The organism is Pseudomonas alcaligenes (assembly GCF_041729615.1).
Lineage (GTDB): Bacteria > Pseudomonadota > Gammaproteobacteria > Pseudomonadales > Pseudomonadaceae > Aquipseudomonas > Aquipseudomonas alcaligenes_B.
In genome coordinates this window covers 2,701,740-2,718,319 of record NZ_CP154874.1, presented here as the reverse complement: position 1 = coordinate 2,718,319, position 16,580 = coordinate 2,701,740, and the positions used below count along the sequence as shown (strand labels likewise).

Genomic DNA, 16,580 nt, shown 5'->3' with positions numbered 1-16,580 from the left:
ATGCCCATCGACGCCAAGCGCTCGCTGCAGCTCAACGACCAGGGCCAGCTGCGCCACTTCCTCTCGCTCGACGGCCTGCCCCGCGAGCTGCTGACGGAAATCCTCGACACCGCCGACTCCTTTCTCGAAGTCGGCGCCCGAGCGGTGAAGAAGGTCCCGCTGCTGCGCGGCAAGACCGTGTGCAACGTGTTCTTCGAGAACTCCACGCGCACCCGCACCACCTTCGAACTGGCGGCCCAGCGCCTGTCGGCCGACGTGATCAGCCTCAACGTGTCGACCAGCTCGACCAGCAAGGGCGAGACCCTGTTCGACACCCTGCGCAACCTCGAAGCCATGGCCGCCGACATCTTCGTTGTGCGCCATGCCGACTCCGGCGCCGCGCACTTCATCGCCGAGCACGTGTGCCCGGACCTGGCGATCATCAACGGCGGCGACGGCCGCCACGCGCACCCGACCCAGGGCATGCTCGACATGCTGACCATTCGCCGGCACAAGGGCAGCTTCGAGAATCTATCGGTGGCGATCGTCGGCGATATCCTGCACTCGCGGGTGGCGCGTTCGAACATGCTGGCCTTGAAGACGCTGGGCTGCCCGGACATCCGCGTGATCGGACCGAAGACCCTGCTGCCGATCGGCATCGAGCAGTACGGTGTCAGCGTGCACCACAACCTGAGCGAAGGCCTCAAGGACGTCGACGTGGTGATCATGCTGCGCCTGCAGCGCGAGCGCATGCAGGGCGGCCTGCTGCCCAGCGAAGGCGAGTTCTACAAGCTCTACGGCCTGACCGAGCAACGCCTCAAGCTGGCCAAGCCGGATGCCTTGGTGATGCATCCGGGCCCGATCAACCGCGGCGTGGAAATCGAGTCGGCGGTGGCCGACGGTCCGCAGTCGGTGATCCTCAACCAGGTCACCTACGGCATCGCCATCCGCATGGCCGTGCTGTCGATGGCCATGAGCGGCCAGGCCGCCCAGCGTCAACTGAATGCCGAGGAGCAGAACTGATGCGTAGCCGAATCCTCGGAGCCCGGGTGATCGACCCGGCCAGCGGCCTGGACCAGGTCCGCGATCTCTATCTGGACGGCGGCAAGCTCACCGCCTTCGACCAGGCACCGGCCGGCTTCGTCGCCGACCAGGACATCGACGCCCGCGGCCTGATCGCCAGCCCCGGCCTGGTCGACCTGTCGGTGGCCCTGCGCGAGCCGGGCTACAGCCGCAAGGGCAATATCGCCAGCGAGACCCTGGCGGCCGCCGCCGGCGGCGTCACCAGCCTGTGCTGCCCGCCGCTGACCAAGCCGGTGCTGGACACCCCGGCCGTGGCCGAACTGATCCTCGACCGTGCCCAGGAAGCCGGGCACACCAAGGTGTTCCCGATCGGCGCGCTGACCAAGGGCCTCGCCGGCGAGCAGCTGGCCGAGCTGGTCGCCCTGCGCGACGCCGGCTGCGTGGCCTTCGGCAACGGCCTGGCGCCACTGGCGGGCAACCGCAACCTGCGCCGCGCCCTGGAATACGCCGCCACCTTCGACCTGACCGTGGTGTTCCACGCCCAGGACGCCGACCTGGCCGCCGGCGGCCTGGCCCACGAAGGCGCCACCGCCAGCTTCCTCGGCCTGGCCGGCATCCCGGAAACCGCCGAGACCGTGGCCCTGGCCCGTGACCTGCTGCTGGTCGAGCAGAGCGGCGTGCGCGCCCACTTCAGCCAGATCAGCAGTGCCCGCGGCGCCGAGATGATCGCCAGCGCCCAGGCCCGCGGCCTGCCGGTGACCGCCGACGTGGCGATGTACCAGCTGATCCTCACCGACGAGGCACTGCTCGGCTTCTCCAGCCTGTACCACGTGCAGCCGCCGCTGCGCACCGCGTTCGACCGTGACGGCCTGCGCGAGGCGGTGAAGAACGGCGTGATCGGCGCCATCGCCAGCCACCACCAGCCGCACGAGGCGGATGCCAAGCTGGCACCCTTCGGCGCCACCGAGCCGGGCATCAGCAGCGCCGAGCTGCTGCTCCCGCTGGCCCTGACCCTGGTGCAGGACGGCCTGCTCGACCTGCCGACCCTGCTCGCCCGCCTCACCAGCGGCCCGGCCAGGGCCCTGCGCCTGCCCGCCGGACGCCTGGCGGTCGGCGCGCCGGCCGACATCACCCTGTTCGACGCAGCGGGCCAGACCCTGGCCGGCGAGACCTGGCGCTCGAAGGGCGGCAACTGCCCGTTCATTGGCCACTGCCTGCCCGGCCAGGTGCGCTACACCCTGGTCGACGGACGCATCAGCTACCAGAGCTGAACCCCGGAAAAACAGAAGCCCGCCGATCGGCGGGCTTTTTTATGATCGCTAGCGAAGTCAGCCAAGCTGGGCGTTGCGCAGCGACACCTGGTCGTTCAGGGTCCAGAAGTCGTAGAGCACGCCGAGGCCGAGGAAGCCGAAGGTCAGCAGGTAGAGGATGCCGCTGATCCACTTGCCCTGGTACATGCGGTGCACACCGAAGAAGCCGAGGAAGGTGAGCAGTATCCAGGCCACGTTGTAGTCGGTATCGCCGGCGGTGAAGCGCAGATCCGCCTCGCGGTCCATGCTCGGGATCAGGAACAGGTCGATGATCCAGCCGATGAAGAACAGGCCCAGGGTGAAGAACCAGATGGTCCCGGTCACCGGCTTGCCGTAGTAGAAGCGGTGGGCGCCGAGAAAGCCGAAGATCCACAGCAGATAGCCGATGACCTTGCTGTGCGTGTCCTGTCGTTGCATGCCTGCCTCCTGCGATTAACGTCGTGGTACTGACCGCGCACTCTACGCAAGGTTGCCCGGCGAGGCGAAATCCTTTGCGTTACAACTTCCGTCTTGCGACTCGTGGTCCGGCGAAATACTGTATATAAAAACAGTTACCGAGTTGCACCATGCAGTTGATCGACAAGCTCACCATTCTCGCCGATGCCGCCAAGTACGACGTGTCCTGCGCCAGCAGCGGAGCACCCAAGCGCAGCTCCAAGGGCAAGAGCGGGCTGGGTGCGACCAACGGCATGGGCATCTGCCACAGCTTCACGCCGGACGGGCGCTGCGTGGCGCTGCTGAAGATCCTGCTGACCAACTTCTGCCTGTACGACTGCCAGTACTGCGTCAACCGCCGCTCCAGCGATGTACCGCGCGCACGCTTCACTCCCGAGGAAGTCGTCACCCTGACGCTCGACTTCTACCGGCGCAACTGCATCAGCGGCCTGTTCCTGAGCTCGGGCATCATCCGCTCCGCCGACTACACGATGGAGCAGCTGGTGCGCGTAGCCAAGCTGCTGCGCAAGGAACACCAGTTCCGCGGCTACATCCATCTGAAGACCATTCCCGACGCCGACCCGCTACTGATCGCCGAGGCGGGCCGCTACGCCGACCGCCTCAGCGTCAATATCGAGCTGCCCACCGAGAGCAGCCTGATCCGCCTGGCGCCAGAGAAGCAGGTCGGCACCATCAAGCAGGCCATGCACTCGATCCACCAGGGCGAGAGCGAGGCGCGGGTGGAAAAGCGCGCCCCGCGCTTCGCTCCGGCCGGGCAGAGCACGCAGATGATCGTCGGCGCCGACGCCACCGACGACAGCACCATCCTGCACACGGCACAGTCGCTGTACGGCGCCTACCGCCTGCGCCGGGTCTACTACTCGGCGTTCAGCCCGATTCCGCACAGCCCCAAGAGCGTGCCGTTCGAGGCGCCGCCGCTGCTGCGCGAACACCGCCTGTACCAGGCCGATTTCCTTCTGCGCGGCTACGGTTTCACGGCCGGCGAACTGCTCAGCGGCCCCGGCAACCTGGCGCTGGACATCGACCCCAAGCTGGCCTGGGCGCTGGCCAATCGCGAGCACTTCCCGGTCGACCTCAATCGCGCCGACGCGGCCCTGATCGCCCGCGTGCCCGGCATCGGCGTGCTCAGCGCCAAGCGCCTGGTGATGCTGCGTCGGCACCGGCGCATCCGCTTCGAGGATGTCGGCCGCCTGCGCTGCGCCCTGGAGAAGGCCAAGCCGTTCATCGTCACCCAGGACTATCGCCCCGCGCAGGCCGACAGCGAGTCGCGCACGCTGCGCCTGCAGCTGAGCGAGGCGCCGGCGCAGATGGCCCTGTGGTGATGCACAGCGCGCATTTCGATGGCAGCTTCGCCGGCTGGCGCCAGGCCGCGCGCCGCCTGCTGCAACAGGGTGTCCCGGCCGCGCAGGTGATCTGGTGCGAGCAGGATGCGGGCAGCGATCTGTTCGCCGACCTGGACGACGCGGCGCAACCGCAGGGTGCAAACGACCGGATCAGGGTCCCGCGCCAGCTGCTCGAACTGCTGGAAAACGCCGCACGCTATCGCTGCGCGGAGCGCTGGAGCCTGCTCTACCGGGTGCTCTGGCGGGTCTGCCAGGGCGAACGCAGCGCCATGCTGGCCGGCGACCCGGACGGCAGCGAGCTGCACAGGCGCCTCAAGGCCGTGCGCCGCGAGGCCCACCACCTGCATGCCTTCCTGCGCTTTCAGCCATGCCCGGCCGCGGACGGGCCGGACTTCGTCGCCTGGCACGAGCCGGCCCACGACATCCTGGCCAGCGCCAGCGAACATTTCGCCCAGCGCATGGGCCAGCACAGCTGGCTGATCGCCACGCCACGCGACGGGGTGTACTGGGATGGCCGGCACCTGCGCCACGAGCGTCACTGCCCAGGCCAATGGCGGCAGTGGGCACAGGCACCCGAGGACGCCGGGCAGCAGTTATGGCTGGCCTACTATGGCAGCACCTTCAACCCGGCCCGGCTGAACCGCGAGGTGCTGGAGAGAAGCATGCCGGTGCGCTTCTGGAAGAACCTGCCGGAAGGCCCGCTGATTCCCCAGCTGATGAGCCAGGCGCGCGCCGGGGCGCAGCGCCACGGCCAGGCCCAGGCCGTGACCCGGCATGCCGGCAAGACCATCCGTGGCGGCAGCGCCGCTAGCGGAAACGCCGCCCCGGATCTTCCTCGCTCACCTCCAGACTGAGACCCTGGCTCACGCTGGTGAGGTGCTCGCCATCGGTTTCCGAGCCCAGCTTGATCAGCAGGCGCAGGTCGTTGGCCGAGTCGGCATACAGCAGGGCGTCCTCGTAGGTGATCTCGCCCTGGGTGTAGAGGTTGTACAGGGCCTGGTCGAAGGTCTGCATGCCCAGCTCGGTGGAGCGCTTCATCAGGCCCTTGAGCTCGTGCACCTCGCCTTTGCGGATCAGGTCGGCGGCCAGCGGGGTGTTGATCAGCACCTCGATCACCGCGCGCCGGCCCTTGCCGTCCGGGGTCGGCACCAGCTGCTGGGCGACGATGGCCTTGAGGTTGAGCGAAAGGTCCATCCACACTTGGTTGTGCCGGTCCGGCGGGAAGAAGTTGATGATGCGGTCCAGCGCCTGGTTGGCGTTGTTGGCGTGCAGGGTGGCCAGGGCCAGGTGGCCGGTCTCGGCGAAGGCCACGGCGTAATCCATGGTCTCGCGGGTCCGGATTTCGCCGATCAGGATCACGTCCGGCGCCTGGCGCAGGGTGTTCTTCAGCGCCACCTCGAAGGACTCGGTATCGATGCCGACCTCGCGTTGGGTGACGATGCAGTTCTGGTGCTGGTGGATGTATTCGATCGGGTCTTCGATGGAGATGATGTGGCCGCTGGTGTTCTTGTTGCGGTAGCCGATCATCGCCGCTAGCGAGGTGGACTTGCCGGTACCGGTGGCGCCGACGAACAGCACCAGGCCGCGCTTGGTCAGTGCCAGCTTCTTCAGCACCTCGGGCAGTTTGAGGTCCTCAATGGTCGGGATATTGGTCTCGATGCGGCGCAGCACCATGCCAGCCAGGTTGCGCTGGTAGAAGGCGCTGACGCGGAAGCGGCCGATGCCACGGGCACTGATGGCGAAGTTGCACTCGTGTTTCTCGGCGAACTCGCGACGCTGCTGCTCGTTCATCACCGAGTGCACCGTCTCGCGGGTCTGCTCCGGCGACATGGGGTTCTTGGTCACCGGCATGATCTTGCCGTTGACCTTCATCGACGGAGGCACGCCGGCGGTGATGAACAGGTCGGAACCACCCTTTTCCACCATCAAGCGCAACAGTTTCTCGAATTCCATCTTTCCCGCCCGTGTCTCTGCTCTGTGGCCGCCCTGTTGTGGACGGCTCTCGTTAGAAGTTTTCCGGCTGCTTGGCCTTCTCGCGCGCCGCCTCGCGGCTGACCAGCCCCTTGCTCAGCAGGTTCTTCAGGCAGGCGTCGAGGGTCTGCATGCCCAGCGAGCCGCCGGTCTGAATCGCCGAATACATCTGCGCCACCTTGTCCTCGCGGATCAGGTTACGGATGGCCGGAGTGCCGATCATGATTTCGTGGGCCGCCACCCGGCCGCCGCCGATCTTTTTCAGCAGGGTCTGCGAGATCACCGCCTGCAGGGATTCGGAGAGCATGGAGCGGACCATCGACTTCTCCTCGGCCGGGAACACGTCGACCACGCGGTCGATGGTCTTGGCCGCGGAGGTGGTGTGCAGGGTGCCGAACACCAGGTGACCGGTTTCCGCGGCGGTCAGCGCCAGGCGGATGGTCTCCAGGTCGCGCATCTCGCCCACCAGGATGATGTCCGGGTCCTCACGCAGCGCCGAGCGCAGGGCCTCGGAGAAGCCGTGGGTGTCGCGGTGCACCTCGCGCTGGTTGACCAGGCACTTCTTCGACTCGTGGACGAATTCGATCGGGTCCTCGATGGTGAGGATGTGGTGGTACTTGTTGTTGTTCAGGTAGTCGAGCATGGCCGCCAGGGTGGTCGACTTGCCCGAACCGGTCGGCCCGGTGACCAGCACCAGGCCGCGCGGCACGTCGGTGATCTTCTTGAACACCTCGCCCATGCCGAGGTCTTCCATGCTCAGGACCTTGGAGGGAATGGTCCGGAACACGGCGCCGGCACCGCGGTTCTGGTTGAAGGCGTTGACCCGGAAGCGCGCCACGCCGGGCACTTCGAAGGAGAAGTCGGTCTCGAGGAACTCCTCGTAATCCTTGCGCTGCTTGTCGTTCATGATGTCGTAGATCAGCGCGTGGACCTGTTTGTGGTCCATCGGCGGCAGGTTGATCCGCCGCACGTCGCCGTCGACGCGAATCATCGGCGGCAGACCCGCCGAGAGGTGCAGGTCCGACGCGCCTTGCTTGGCGCTGAAGGCGAGCAGCTCGGTAATATCCATGGGACTCCCCAATCGAATGCAAGCAGGTAGAATGCCGCAGACCCCTGACGGGCGGGCTATAGAGCGCGAGTAATGTCCACGATAGCAGAGAATATTGCAAAGGTTCGCGAGCGTATCCGTGAGGCGGCGCAAGCCTCGCAGCGCGATCCACAGGCAGTCGGCCTGCTCGCCGTGAGCAAGACCAAACCCGCCGCCGCGGTGCGCGAGGCGCATGCTGCCGGCCAGCGCGACTTCGGCGAGAACTACCTGCAGGAAGCCCTGGCCAAGCAGGCCGAGCTGGGCGACCTGGACCTGGTCTGGCACTTCATCGGCCCCATCCAGTCGAACAAGACCAAGCTGATCGCCGAGCACTTCGACTGGGTGCACTCGGTGGACCGCCTGAAGATCGCCCAGCGCCTGTCCGAGCAGCGCCCGGCCCACCTACCGCCGCTGAACGTCTGCCTGCAAGTCAACGTCAGCGGCGAGGCCAGCAAATCCGGCTGCACGCCGGAGGAACTGCCGGCGCTGGCACAGGCGGTTACACAACTGCGCGGACTGCGCCTGCGCGGATTGATGACAATCCCCGAACCGAGCGATGACCCGCAGGCTCAACGCGAACCCCTGGCGCGCCTGCGCCGGCTGCGCGATGAACTGCACGCCGATCTCGACACACTCTCCATGGGCATGAGCCAGGATCTGGAAGCGGCCATCGCCGAAGGCGCCACCTGGGTGCGCATCGGCACCGCGCTGTTCGGCGCCCGCGACTATGGCCAGCCCCACTGATTAAGGAAGCACGCACGATGAGTCCCCCCCACATCGCCTTCATCGGCGCCGGCAACATGGCCACCAGCCTGATCGGCGGCCTGCTCGCCCAGGGCCTTCCGGCCAGCCACATCCGCGCCAGCGACCCGGGTGCCGAACAGCGCGCCAAGGTGGCCGCCGAGTACGGCATCGAACTGTTCGAAAGCAACGCCGAGGCCATCGCCGGTGCCGACCTGGTGGTCCTGGCGACCAAGCCGCAGGTGCTCAAGGGCGTGTGCCAGGCCCTGGCGCCCAGCCTGCAGCCGGGCCAGCTGATCGTCTCGATCGCCGCCGGCATCACCTGCGCCAGCCTCAGCGCCTGGCTCGGCGATGTCGCCATCGTGCGCTGCATGCCCAACACCCCGGCGCTGCTGCGCCAGGGCGTCAGCGGCCTGTACGCCAACGCGAAAGTCTCCACCGCCCAGCGCCAGCAGGCAGAGCAGTTGCTGTCCGCCGTCGGCCTGGCCCTGTGGCTGGACGAGGAGCAGCTGATCGACGCGGTCACCGCCGTCTCCGGCAGCGGCCCGGCCTACTTCTTCCTGCTGATCGAGGCGATGACCGCCGCCGGCGAAAAACTCGGCCTGCCGCGCGCCACCGCCGCCCAGCTGACCCTGCACACCGCGCTGGGCGCCGCGCGCATGGCCACCGAGAGCGACGTGGAGGCCGCCGAGCTGCGCCGCCGGGTCACCTCGCCCAACGGCACCACCGAAGCGGCGATCCGGACCTTCCAGGCCGGCGGCTTCGAGGCCCTGGTGCAACAGGCGCTGGACGCCGCCGCCAAGCGCTCCGCCGAACTCGCCGAACAACTGGGCCAATAAGGAATCCCCATGAACGGACTGGATACCGCCGCCATCTACATCCTGCAGACCCTCGGCAGCCTGTACCTGCTGATCGTGCTGCTGCGCTTCGTCCTGCAGCTGGTGCGCGCCGACTTCTACAACCCGCTCAGCCAGTTCACCGTGAAGGCCACCCAGCCCCTGCTCAGGCCGCTGCGCCGGATCATCCCCGGCTTCGGCGGGGTCGATCTGGCCTCGCTGGTACTGGCCATACTGGTGCAGCTGGTGATGATGGGCCTGACCATGCTGCTGGCCTACGGCACCACCGGCAACCCGCTGCAGCTGCTGGTCTGGTCGCTGATCGGGGTGACCTCGCTGTTCCTCAAGATCTTCTTCTTCGCCCTGATCATCAGCGTGATCCTCTCCTGGGTCGCCCCGGGCAGCTACAACCCCGGCGCGCAGCTGGTCAACCAGCTCTGCGAGCCGCTGCTGGCGCCCTTCCGCAAGCTGCTGCCCAACCTCGGCGGCCTGGACATCTCGCCGATCTTCGCCTTCATCGCGATCAACCTGATCGACATGCTGGTGGTGAAGAACCTGGCGGCCATGACCAGCATGCCGGCGGTGCTCGGCCTGCTGATGTGAGCTGGTACCGCTGGGACGGCGACGACCTGCTGCTCGACTGCCACCTGCAACCCCAGGCGAGCAAGGACGAATTCGCCGGGCTGCACGGCGAGCGCCTGAAGATCCGCCTCACCGCACCGCCGGTGGAGGGCAAGGCCAATGCCCAGCTGCTGGCCTTTCTGGCCGCCGCCTTCGGCGTGGCCAAGAGCCAGGTCAGCCTGGAGAGCGGCGAGCTGAACCGGCAGAAGCGCGTGCGCATCCGCATGCCGCGCCAGCTGCCTCCGCTGCCCGGACTGACCGCCCGGTCACCTTGAGCAACCTTCCGGCCGAAGTTGTGAAGCACGCCGATTGACGCCGGCCCCGCCCCCCGCATAATGCAGCCATCTCCGGCAAAGCCGCGGGCATTCTTCCGCCGTTGCGCGCCGCCAACCGACCGTCGAAGCAGGAGTGCCAGGATGAGCATGGAACGTCTCAGCCAGCAGGTGGATGCCTACGTCGCCTGGAAGCGCGAGCTGATGCGCGAGATCACCCGCTATCGCAGCTGGCTGGCGCACAACCGCCTCGGCTCGGACGCCATGGACGCGCGCCTGGAACGCGCCCTCAAGCTGCTGCGCACCGACCACATCACCCTGGCCTTCGTCGGCGAGTTCTCGCGCGGCAAGACCGAGCTGATCAACGCCCTGTTCTTCTCCGAATACGGCCAGCGCATGTTGCCGTCGCACGCCGGGCGCACCACCATGTGCCCCACCGAGCTGTTCTTCGATCCACGCTCGGAGCGCTCCTACATCCGCTTGCTGCCGATCGAGACGCGCATGACCGACGCCAGCGTGGCGCAGTTCAAGCGCATCCCCCGCCACTGGGTGAACATCCCCCTCGACGCCAGCGACCCGGACAACATGGCGCAAGCCTTCGCCCAGGTGGCCAAGACCAAGCCGATGGCCGTGGAACAGGCGATCCAGCTCGGCTTCCTGCCGGAGATGCTGGAGCCGGCCGGCAAGCCCGGCCAGGTACTGGTGCCGGCCTGGCGCCACGCCATGGTCAACTTCGATCATCCGCTGCTACGCCAGGGCCTGCGCATTCTCGACACCCCCGGCCTCAACGCCCTCGGCAGCGAGCCGGAGCTGACCCTGTCGATGCTGCCCAGCGCCCAGGCGATCATCTTCCTGCTGGCCGCCGACACCGGCGTCACCGCCAGCGACATGGCGATCTGGAAGGAACATATCCGCCAGCTCGACGAGGACACCCAGGCCAGCCTGTTCGCCGTGCTGAACAAGATCGACGTGCTGTGGGACGACCTGGCCGGCGAGGAGTTCGTCGGCAAGGCCATCGGCCTGGTGCAGAACACTACCGCCAAGCAGCTCGGCATCCCCGCAGCCAGCGTGCTGCCGCTGTCGGCCAAGCAGGCGCTGATCGCCAAGGTGCGCAACGACGAGGCGCTGCTCGCCCGCAGCCAGCTGGCCGACCTCGAGCAGCTGCTGTGCGAGCGCATCGTCGCGCAGAAGGAACGCCTGCTCGAGGAGCGTGTGGTCAACCAGGTGCTGGCCCTGCTCAACAACAGCCAGCATGTGCTCAGCCTGCGCCTGGACAAGGTGCGCGAGCAGCAGGCACTGCTCAACGCCCATCAGCACGACAACGGCCAGCTGCTGTTCGAGCTGACCGCCAAGACCAAGGATGACCACAGCCTGCACCACAAGCGCCTGCTTGGCCTGAAGACCAACCAGCGCCTGCTCAAGCGCCAGGGCGACCTGCTGCGCAACGCGGTGCGCCCGGAGCGCCTGGAGGAGCACCTGGCCCAGGTGCGTCAGGGCCTGACCGGCAGCTGGACCACTCTCGGCATCAACCAGGCCATCGTGCAGTTCTTCCGCGCGGTGGAGCACGACCTCGGCAACCTGGCCCACGAGGCCGAGATGGCCAACAAGATGGTCGCCGCCGTGTACCGCCGGCACAACGAGGAAAACCCGCTGCACGGCGTCGACGCGCCGCAGTTCAACAGCCAGCGCTACCTGCGCGAGCTGGCCCAGCTGCGCGCCAAGGCCGACCAGTTCCGCCTGCACCTGAAGACCCTGCTCACCGAGCAGCGCAGCCTGACCAAGCGCTTCTTCGCCACCCTGGTGCAGGAAGTCATCGGCCTGCACCAGCGCCTGCGCGGCGAAGCCGAGCAGTGGGCGGGCGATGCCCTGATGCCGCTGATGCAGCACACCCTGGAACACAAGCAGATGCTGGAAACCCACATGCTGCGCCTCAAGGCCCTGGCCCAGGAGACCCAGCAGGCGCGCCAGCGCGGCCAGCAGCTGGCGGGCTACGTGACCCTGCTGGAGACCCAACTGGCCCAGGCCGGCGAGATGCTCCGCGTGCTGCGCCGCCCGGCGCCGATCCAGCGCCAGGGCAAGGTGGTCAATCTGCCTGTCGCAGCGCGCGCCCAGGGTGCCGCCGACCCGGCCTGAAAGCCTCTGGATTCAGGCCTTTGACCACGCCCCCCGCGCTTGCTGCCGGGGGCCGTGGTCTTTAGACTGCTGCACTTTCCTGGATCGAGAGCAGGGTCGATGCCGACTGTTTTCCCCGCCGACTCCGTAGGCCTGGTCACCCCCCAGACCGCCCGCTTCAGCGAAGCGCTGGCGCTGGTCTGTGGCCGCAGCCTGGCCGACTACCAGCTGGTCTACGAGACCTACGGCACGCTCAACGCCAGCGCCAGCAACGCCGTGCTGATCTGCCACGCGCTGTCCGGGCACCACCACGCCGCCGGCTTCCACAGCGCGGAAGAACGCAAGCCCGGCTGGTGGGACAGCTGCATCGGCCCCGGCAAGCCGATCGACACCGACAAGTTCTTCGTCGTCAGCCTCAACAACCTCGGCGGCTGCAACGGCTCCACCGGCCCCTCCAGCCTCAATCCTGCGACCGGCAAACCTTACGGCGCCGACTTCCCGGTGATGACGGTGGAGGACTGGGTACACAGCCAGGCACGCCTGGCCGACCGGCTAGGCATCGCCCAGTGGGCCGCGGTGGTCGGCGGCAGCCTCGGCGGCATGCAGGCCCTGCAGTGGACCATCAGCTACCCCGAGCGCGTGCGTCACTGCCTGTGCATCGCCTCGGCGCCCAAGCTGTCGGCACAGAACATCGCCTTCAACGAGGTGGCGCGCCAGGCCATCCTCACCGACCCGGAGTTCCACGGCGGGCACTTCCAGGAACAGGGCGTGATCCCCAAGCGCGGCCTGATGCTGGCACGCATGGTCGGCCACATCACCTACCTGTCGGACGACGCCATGGGCGAGAAATTCGGCCGCGAGCTGAAGACCGACAAGCTCAACTACGACTTCCACAGCGTCGAGTTCCAGGTCGAGAGCTACCTGCGCTACCAGGGCGAGGAGTTCTCCGGGCGCTTCGACGCCAACACCTACCTGCTGATGACCAAGGCGCTCGACTACTTCGACCCGGCCGCCGCCCACGATGGCGACCTGGCCAAGACGCTTGCCACGGCCAAGGCCGACTTCTGCCTGATGTCCTTCACCACCGACTGGCGCTTCTCGCCGGCGCGCTCGCGGGAGATCGTCGACGCCCTGCTGGCGGCGAAGAAGAACGTCTGTTACCTGGAGATCGACGCGCCGCAGGGCCACGACGCCTTCCTCATGCCGATCCCGCGCTACCTGCAGGCCTTCGGCGCCTACATGAAACGGATCGAGGTGTAACCATGCGCGCGGATCTGGAAATCATCCAGGACTGGATCGCCCCGGGCAGCCGGGTACTCGACCTCGGCTGCGGCGACGGCGCGCTGCTGGCCCACCTGCGCGACCACAAGCAGGTCGGCGGCTACGGCCTGGAGATCGATGCGGAGAAGATCGCCACCTGCATCGAGCGTGGCGTCAACGTGATCGAGCAGAACCTCGACGAGGGCCTGGGCAACTTCGCCGACAACAGCTTCGACGTGGTGGTGATGACCCAGTCGCTGCAGGCCCTGAAGTACCCGGACAAGGTCCTGGCGGAGATGCTGCGGGTCGGCAAGACCTGCATCATCACCTTCCCCAACTTCGGCCACTGGCGCTGCCGCTGGTACCTGACCACCAAGGGCCGCATGCCGGTCTCCGAGTTCCTGCCCTACACCTGGTACAACACGCCGAACATCCACTTCTGCACCTTCGAGGACTTCGAGCGCCTGTGCCACGAGCTCGGCGCGCGGGTCGAGGAGCGCCTGGCGGTAGACCACGCCCATCGGCACAACCTGGGCAGCCGACTCTGGCCTAATCTGTTGGGTGAGATCGGCATCTATCGCGTCAGCGGCTCCGGCCTGACCGGTCACCGCGTCGCCGTCTAACCCGGAGGATCCGCCATGCGCCGCTTCGTATCTCTTGTCTTCTGCCTGCTGCTCGCCCTGCCCGCCGTCGCCGAACGCAAACAGACCTTCGGTGAACTGGACGTGCACTACAGCGTGTTCAACTCCAGTTTCCTGCAGCCGGACGTGGCCGCCGCCGTCGGCCTGACCCGCAGCAAGACGGTCGGCGTGCTCAACATCGCCGCGCTCAGGGGCGGCCAGGGCCAGCCGGCCAAGGTCAGCGGCAGTGTGAAGAACCTGCTGGGGCAGACCAGCGAACTGCAGTTCAAGCAGGTCCTGGAGAGCGGCGCCGTGTACTACATGGCCGAATTCCCGCTGCGCCAGCGCGAGATGCTGACCTTCAGCATCAACGTGCAGATCGGCGACGCAGCCCCGCACACCCTTACCTTCAATCAGGAAGTCTTCCCGGACGAATGATGCCGTTCACAGAACTCGTACTCGCCAGCCACAACGCCGGCAAGCTCAAGGAACTCCAGGCCATGCTCGGCGCGCACGTGCGCGTGCGCTCGATCGGCGAGTTCTCCAGCGTCGAGCCGGAGGAAACCGGCCTTTCCTTCGTCGAGAACGCCATCCTCAAGGCGCGCAACGCCGCCCGCGTGTCCGGCCTGCCGGCGTTGGCCGACGACTCCGGCCTGGCGGTGGACTTCCTCGGCGGCGCCCCGGGCATCTACTCGGCGCGCTACGCCGACGGTAAAGGTGACGCCGCCAACAACGCCAAGCTGCTGGAGGCCTTGAAGGGCGTACCGGACGCCGAGCGCGGCGCCCAGTTCGTCTGCGCCCTGGCCCTGGTGCGGCACGCCGACGACCCGCTGCCGATCCTCTGCGAGGGCCTGTGGCACGGCAGCATCCTGCACGAGGCCCGTGGCGCCGAGGGCTTCGGTTACGACCCGCTGTTCTGGGTGCCGGAGCGCCAGTGCTCCAGCGCCGAACTGGCCAGCGACGAAAAGAACCGCATCAGCCACCGCGCCCGCGCCATGGCCCTGCTCAAGCAGCGCCTGGGCCTGCAATGAACGGCACCACCGGCGGTGGCTTCACGCTGCCGCCCCTCGCTCTCTATATCCACATCCCCTGGTGCGTGCGCAAGTGCCCCTACTGCGACTTCAACTCGCACGCCGCCGGCCCCAGCCTGCCGGAAGAGGAATACGTCGACGCCCTGCTGGCCGACCTTGACCAGGATCTGGGCCACGTCCATGGCCGCGAACTGACCTCGATCTTCTTCGGTGGCGGCACCCCCAGCCTGTTCTCGGCCAAGGCCCTGGGCCGGCTGCTGCAGGGCGTGCAGCAGCGCGTGCCGTTCGCCGCCGGCATCGAAATCACCCTGGAAGCCAATCCGGGCACCTTCGAGCAGGCCAAGTTCCGCGACTATCGCGGCCTGGGCATCAATCGCCTGTCGATCGGCGTACAGAGCTTCCAGGAGACCAAGCTCAAGGCCCTGGGGCGCATCCATAACGGTGACGAGGCGATCCGCGCCGCCGATATGGCGCGCGCCGCCGGCTTCGACAACTTCAACCTCGACCTGATGCACGGCCTGCCCGAGCAGAGCATCGAGGACGCCCTGTTCGACCTGCGCACCGCCATCGCCCAGGGGCCGACGCACCTGTCCTGGTACCAGCTGACCATGGAACCCAACACGGTGTTCTGGAGCCAGCCGCCACAGTTGCCCGAAGACGACCTGCTGTGGGACATCCAGGAGGCCGGCCAGGCCCTGCTGGCCGCCGAGGGCTACGCCCAGTACGAGGTGTCCGCCTACGCCCGCGCCGGGCACCAGGCGCGGCACAACCTGAACTACTGGAGCTTCGGCGACTTCCTCGGCATCGGCGCCGGCGCCCACGCCAAGCTGAGCAGCCCGGACGGGCGCATCGTCCGCACCTGGAAGACCCGCCTGCCCAAGGACTATCTGGATGCGGCCAAGGCCTTCCAGGCCGGCGAGCGTCTGCTGGACGCCGGGGAACTGCCCTTCGAGTTCCTGATGAACGTGCTGCGCCTGAGCGAGGGCGTCCCGGCCGCACTGTTCGAGCAGCGCACCGGCCTGCCGCTGGCCAGCCTCGGTGCGGCGCGGCGCGAGGCCGAGGCACGCCAGCTGCTGCAGGCCGACCCGACGCGCCTGGTCGCTACCCGGGAGGGCCAGCTGTTCCTCAACGACCTGCTACAGCACTTCCTGCCCTGAACCACAGCGTGCACCAGCTCTCGGCAGCCCTGCCGACAGACGGTAAACTGCCGACGCCCGCTACTCACAACAAGGACCACCGATGGATCTCGTGCTCGACCTGATCGCCACCCTCTCGCGCTGGTGCCGCGGCAACCTGTACGACATCTCCCTGGCCATCATGGCCACCCTCTTCGTCCTGTTCGGGCCGGGCATCAACGCCTGGGTGCAGAAGTCCATCAGCAACTTCAACTTCGTCCTGCGCACGCTGATCTTCGTGCTGGTCTGCGCCGTCGGCTACGGCCTGGCCATCGTCTTCCTCACCCCCTGGCTGGCCCAGGGCCTGGGCTACTTCAACAACTTCACCCTGGCCCCGGTGCTGCTACTAGTCTTCTTCCTGATCGGCGTACTGGCCGACCGCAGCTAGGACGCCCACGGGGCGCCCGCAAGGAGATGCCCCATGAAGCCGCTCAAGCACCTGTACCTGTATTTTCAGGATGGCCAGCGCCTGGCCCTGCGCTTCCCCAAGCAGAGCGAGGACCCGGCGGCCGTCGCCCGCGCCCTGCGCAAGCAGCTGGAGTCGCCCTACCTGAGCATCGAGGTGGACGGCGACCTGCTGATGATCCCGCGCGAGAGCATCAAGTACCTGCAGATCTGCCCGATGCCCGCCGCCCTGCCGGAGCTGACCATCCAGGGCGCCGTGGTGATCGACTGAGCGCCCTGAGGGGCGGGCGCCAATTGCCAATCGTTCTAATGCTCTCCGGCTGCACGGGTTTACAGTG

The 16,580-nt window shown here is 67.4% G+C and carries 19 protein-coding genes; 16 read left to right on the top strand and 3 right to left on the bottom strand.

Features of this window, described 5'->3' with window-relative positions:
- Both AAG092_RS13250 and AAG092_RS13245 read left to right on the top strand, forming a co-directional pair.
- Complete coding sequence (locus AAG092_RS13250) at positions 1-1,002, top strand: aspartate carbamoyltransferase catalytic subunit (RefSeq protein ID WP_061903067.1); 1,002 nt, start codon at positions 1-3, stop codon at positions 1,000-1,002.
- Positions 1,002-2,273: a dihydroorotase gene (locus tag AAG092_RS13245; RefSeq protein WP_373387040.1), complete on the top strand. Its 1,272-nt coding sequence runs from the start codon at positions 1,002-1,004 to the stop codon at positions 2,271-2,273. Before AAG092_RS13250 ends, AAG092_RS13245 begins: the two co-directional genes overlap by 1 nt.
- Positions 2,274-2,330: 57 nt before the next feature.
- Here the strand turns inward: AAG092_RS13245 and AAG092_RS13240 are convergent, their stop codons facing one another.
- Positions 2,331-2,729, bottom strand: coding sequence for an NINE protein (locus AAG092_RS13240; RefSeq protein ID WP_373387039.1), 399 nt, complete (start codon positions 2,727-2,729; stop codon positions 2,331-2,333).
- Positions 2,730-2,878: 149 nt separating this feature from the next.
- On the opposite strand from AAG092_RS13240, the gene AAG092_RS13235 reads away from it, so the two are divergent.
- Positions 2,879-4,090 (top strand): putative DNA modification/repair radical SAM protein, encoded by a 1,212-nt coding sequence (locus tag AAG092_RS13235; protein WP_373387038.1) that lies wholly within the window; start codon positions 2,879-2,881, stop codon positions 4,088-4,090.
- Positions 4,090-4,965, top strand: coding sequence for a TIGR03915 family putative DNA repair protein (locus AAG092_RS13230; protein WP_373387037.1), 876 nt, complete (start codon positions 4,090-4,092; stop codon positions 4,963-4,965). Before AAG092_RS13235 ends, AAG092_RS13230 begins: the two co-directional genes overlap by 1 nt.
- Here the strand turns inward: AAG092_RS13230 and AAG092_RS13225 are convergent.
- Both AAG092_RS13225 and pilT read right to left on the bottom strand, forming a co-directional pair.
- Positions 4,919-6,064, bottom strand: coding sequence for a PilT/PilU family type 4a pilus ATPase (locus tag AAG092_RS13225; RefSeq protein ID WP_373387036.1), 1,146 nt, complete (start codon positions 6,062-6,064; stop codon positions 4,919-4,921). The two genes, AAG092_RS13230 and AAG092_RS13225, sit on opposite strands and share 47 nt — an antisense overlap.
- Positions 6,065-6,116: 52 nt before the next feature.
- Positions 6,117-7,151, bottom strand: a complete 1,035-nt coding sequence (gene pilT, locus AAG092_RS13220) for a type IV pilus twitching motility protein PilT (RefSeq protein ID WP_110682889.1) — start codon at positions 7,149-7,151, stop codon at positions 6,117-6,119.
- Positions 7,152-7,223: 72 nt separating this feature from the next.
- Here pilT and AAG092_RS13215 point away from each other — a divergent pair, with 72 nt between their 5' ends.
- From AAG092_RS13215 to AAG092_RS13160, 12 genes are all read left to right on the top strand, one after another.
- Entirely contained in the window at positions 7,224-7,913 is a 690-nt protein-coding gene (locus AAG092_RS13215) for a YggS family pyridoxal phosphate-dependent enzyme (protein WP_373387035.1), read from the top strand.
- Positions 7,914-7,930: 17 nt separating this feature from the next.
- Positions 7,931-8,749, top strand: coding sequence for a pyrroline-5-carboxylate reductase (gene proC / locus AAG092_RS13210; RefSeq protein ID WP_373387034.1), 819 nt, complete (start codon positions 7,931-7,933; stop codon positions 8,747-8,749).
- 9 nt (positions 8,750-8,758) lie between these two features.
- A complete protein-coding gene (locus tag AAG092_RS13205) occupies positions 8,759-9,349 on the top strand; it encodes a YggT family protein (RefSeq protein ID WP_373387033.1) in 591 nt (196 codons plus the stop codon).
- Positions 9,346-9,642, top strand: a complete 297-nt coding sequence (locus AAG092_RS13200) for a DUF167 family protein (RefSeq protein WP_373387032.1) — start codon at positions 9,346-9,348, stop codon at positions 9,640-9,642. Before AAG092_RS13205 ends, AAG092_RS13200 begins: the two co-directional genes overlap by 4 nt.
- A gap of 141 nt (positions 9,643-9,783) precedes the next feature.
- Positions 9,784-11,772, top strand: a complete 1,989-nt coding sequence (locus AAG092_RS13195) for a dynamin family protein (protein ID WP_373387031.1) — start codon at positions 9,784-9,786, stop codon at positions 11,770-11,772.
- Between the two features lie 99 nt (positions 11,773-11,871).
- Entirely contained in the window at positions 11,872-13,011 is a 1,140-nt protein-coding gene (locus AAG092_RS13190) for a homoserine O-acetyltransferase (RefSeq protein WP_373387030.1), read from the top strand.
- Between the two features lie 2 nt (positions 13,012-13,013).
- Positions 13,014-13,634 carry a methionine biosynthesis protein MetW gene (gene metW, locus AAG092_RS13185; RefSeq protein ID WP_110682882.1) on the top strand — a complete coding sequence of 207 codons (621 nt, stop codon included), beginning with the start codon at positions 13,014-13,016 and terminating at the stop codon, positions 13,632-13,634.
- A gap of 15 nt (positions 13,635-13,649) precedes the next feature.
- Positions 13,650-14,069, top strand: a complete 420-nt coding sequence (locus AAG092_RS13180) for a DUF4426 domain-containing protein (protein ID WP_373387029.1) — start codon at positions 13,650-13,652, stop codon at positions 14,067-14,069.
- A complete protein-coding gene (rdgB, locus tag AAG092_RS13175; RefSeq protein ID WP_110682880.1) occupies positions 14,066-14,662 on the top strand; it encodes an RdgB/HAM1 family non-canonical purine NTP pyrophosphatase in 597 nt (198 codons plus the stop codon). Before AAG092_RS13180 ends, rdgB begins: the two co-directional genes overlap by 4 nt.
- Positions 14,659-15,819, top strand: coding sequence for a radical SAM family heme chaperone HemW (gene hemW, locus AAG092_RS13170; RefSeq protein WP_373387028.1), 1,161 nt, complete (start codon positions 14,659-14,661; stop codon positions 15,817-15,819). The genes rdgB and hemW overlap by 4 nt, the downstream gene beginning before the upstream one ends.
- 82 nt (positions 15,820-15,901) lie before the next feature.
- A complete protein-coding gene (locus AAG092_RS13165) occupies positions 15,902-16,225 on the top strand; it encodes a DUF3392 domain-containing protein (RefSeq protein WP_373387027.1) in 324 nt (107 codons plus the stop codon).
- A gap of 33 nt (positions 16,226-16,258) precedes the next feature.
- Positions 16,259-16,513 carry a hypothetical protein gene (locus AAG092_RS13160; protein ID WP_110682877.1) on the top strand — a complete coding sequence of 85 codons (255 nt, stop codon included), beginning with the start codon at positions 16,259-16,261 and terminating at the stop codon, positions 16,511-16,513.
- The last annotated feature ends 67 nt before the right edge of the window (positions 16,514-16,580 follow it).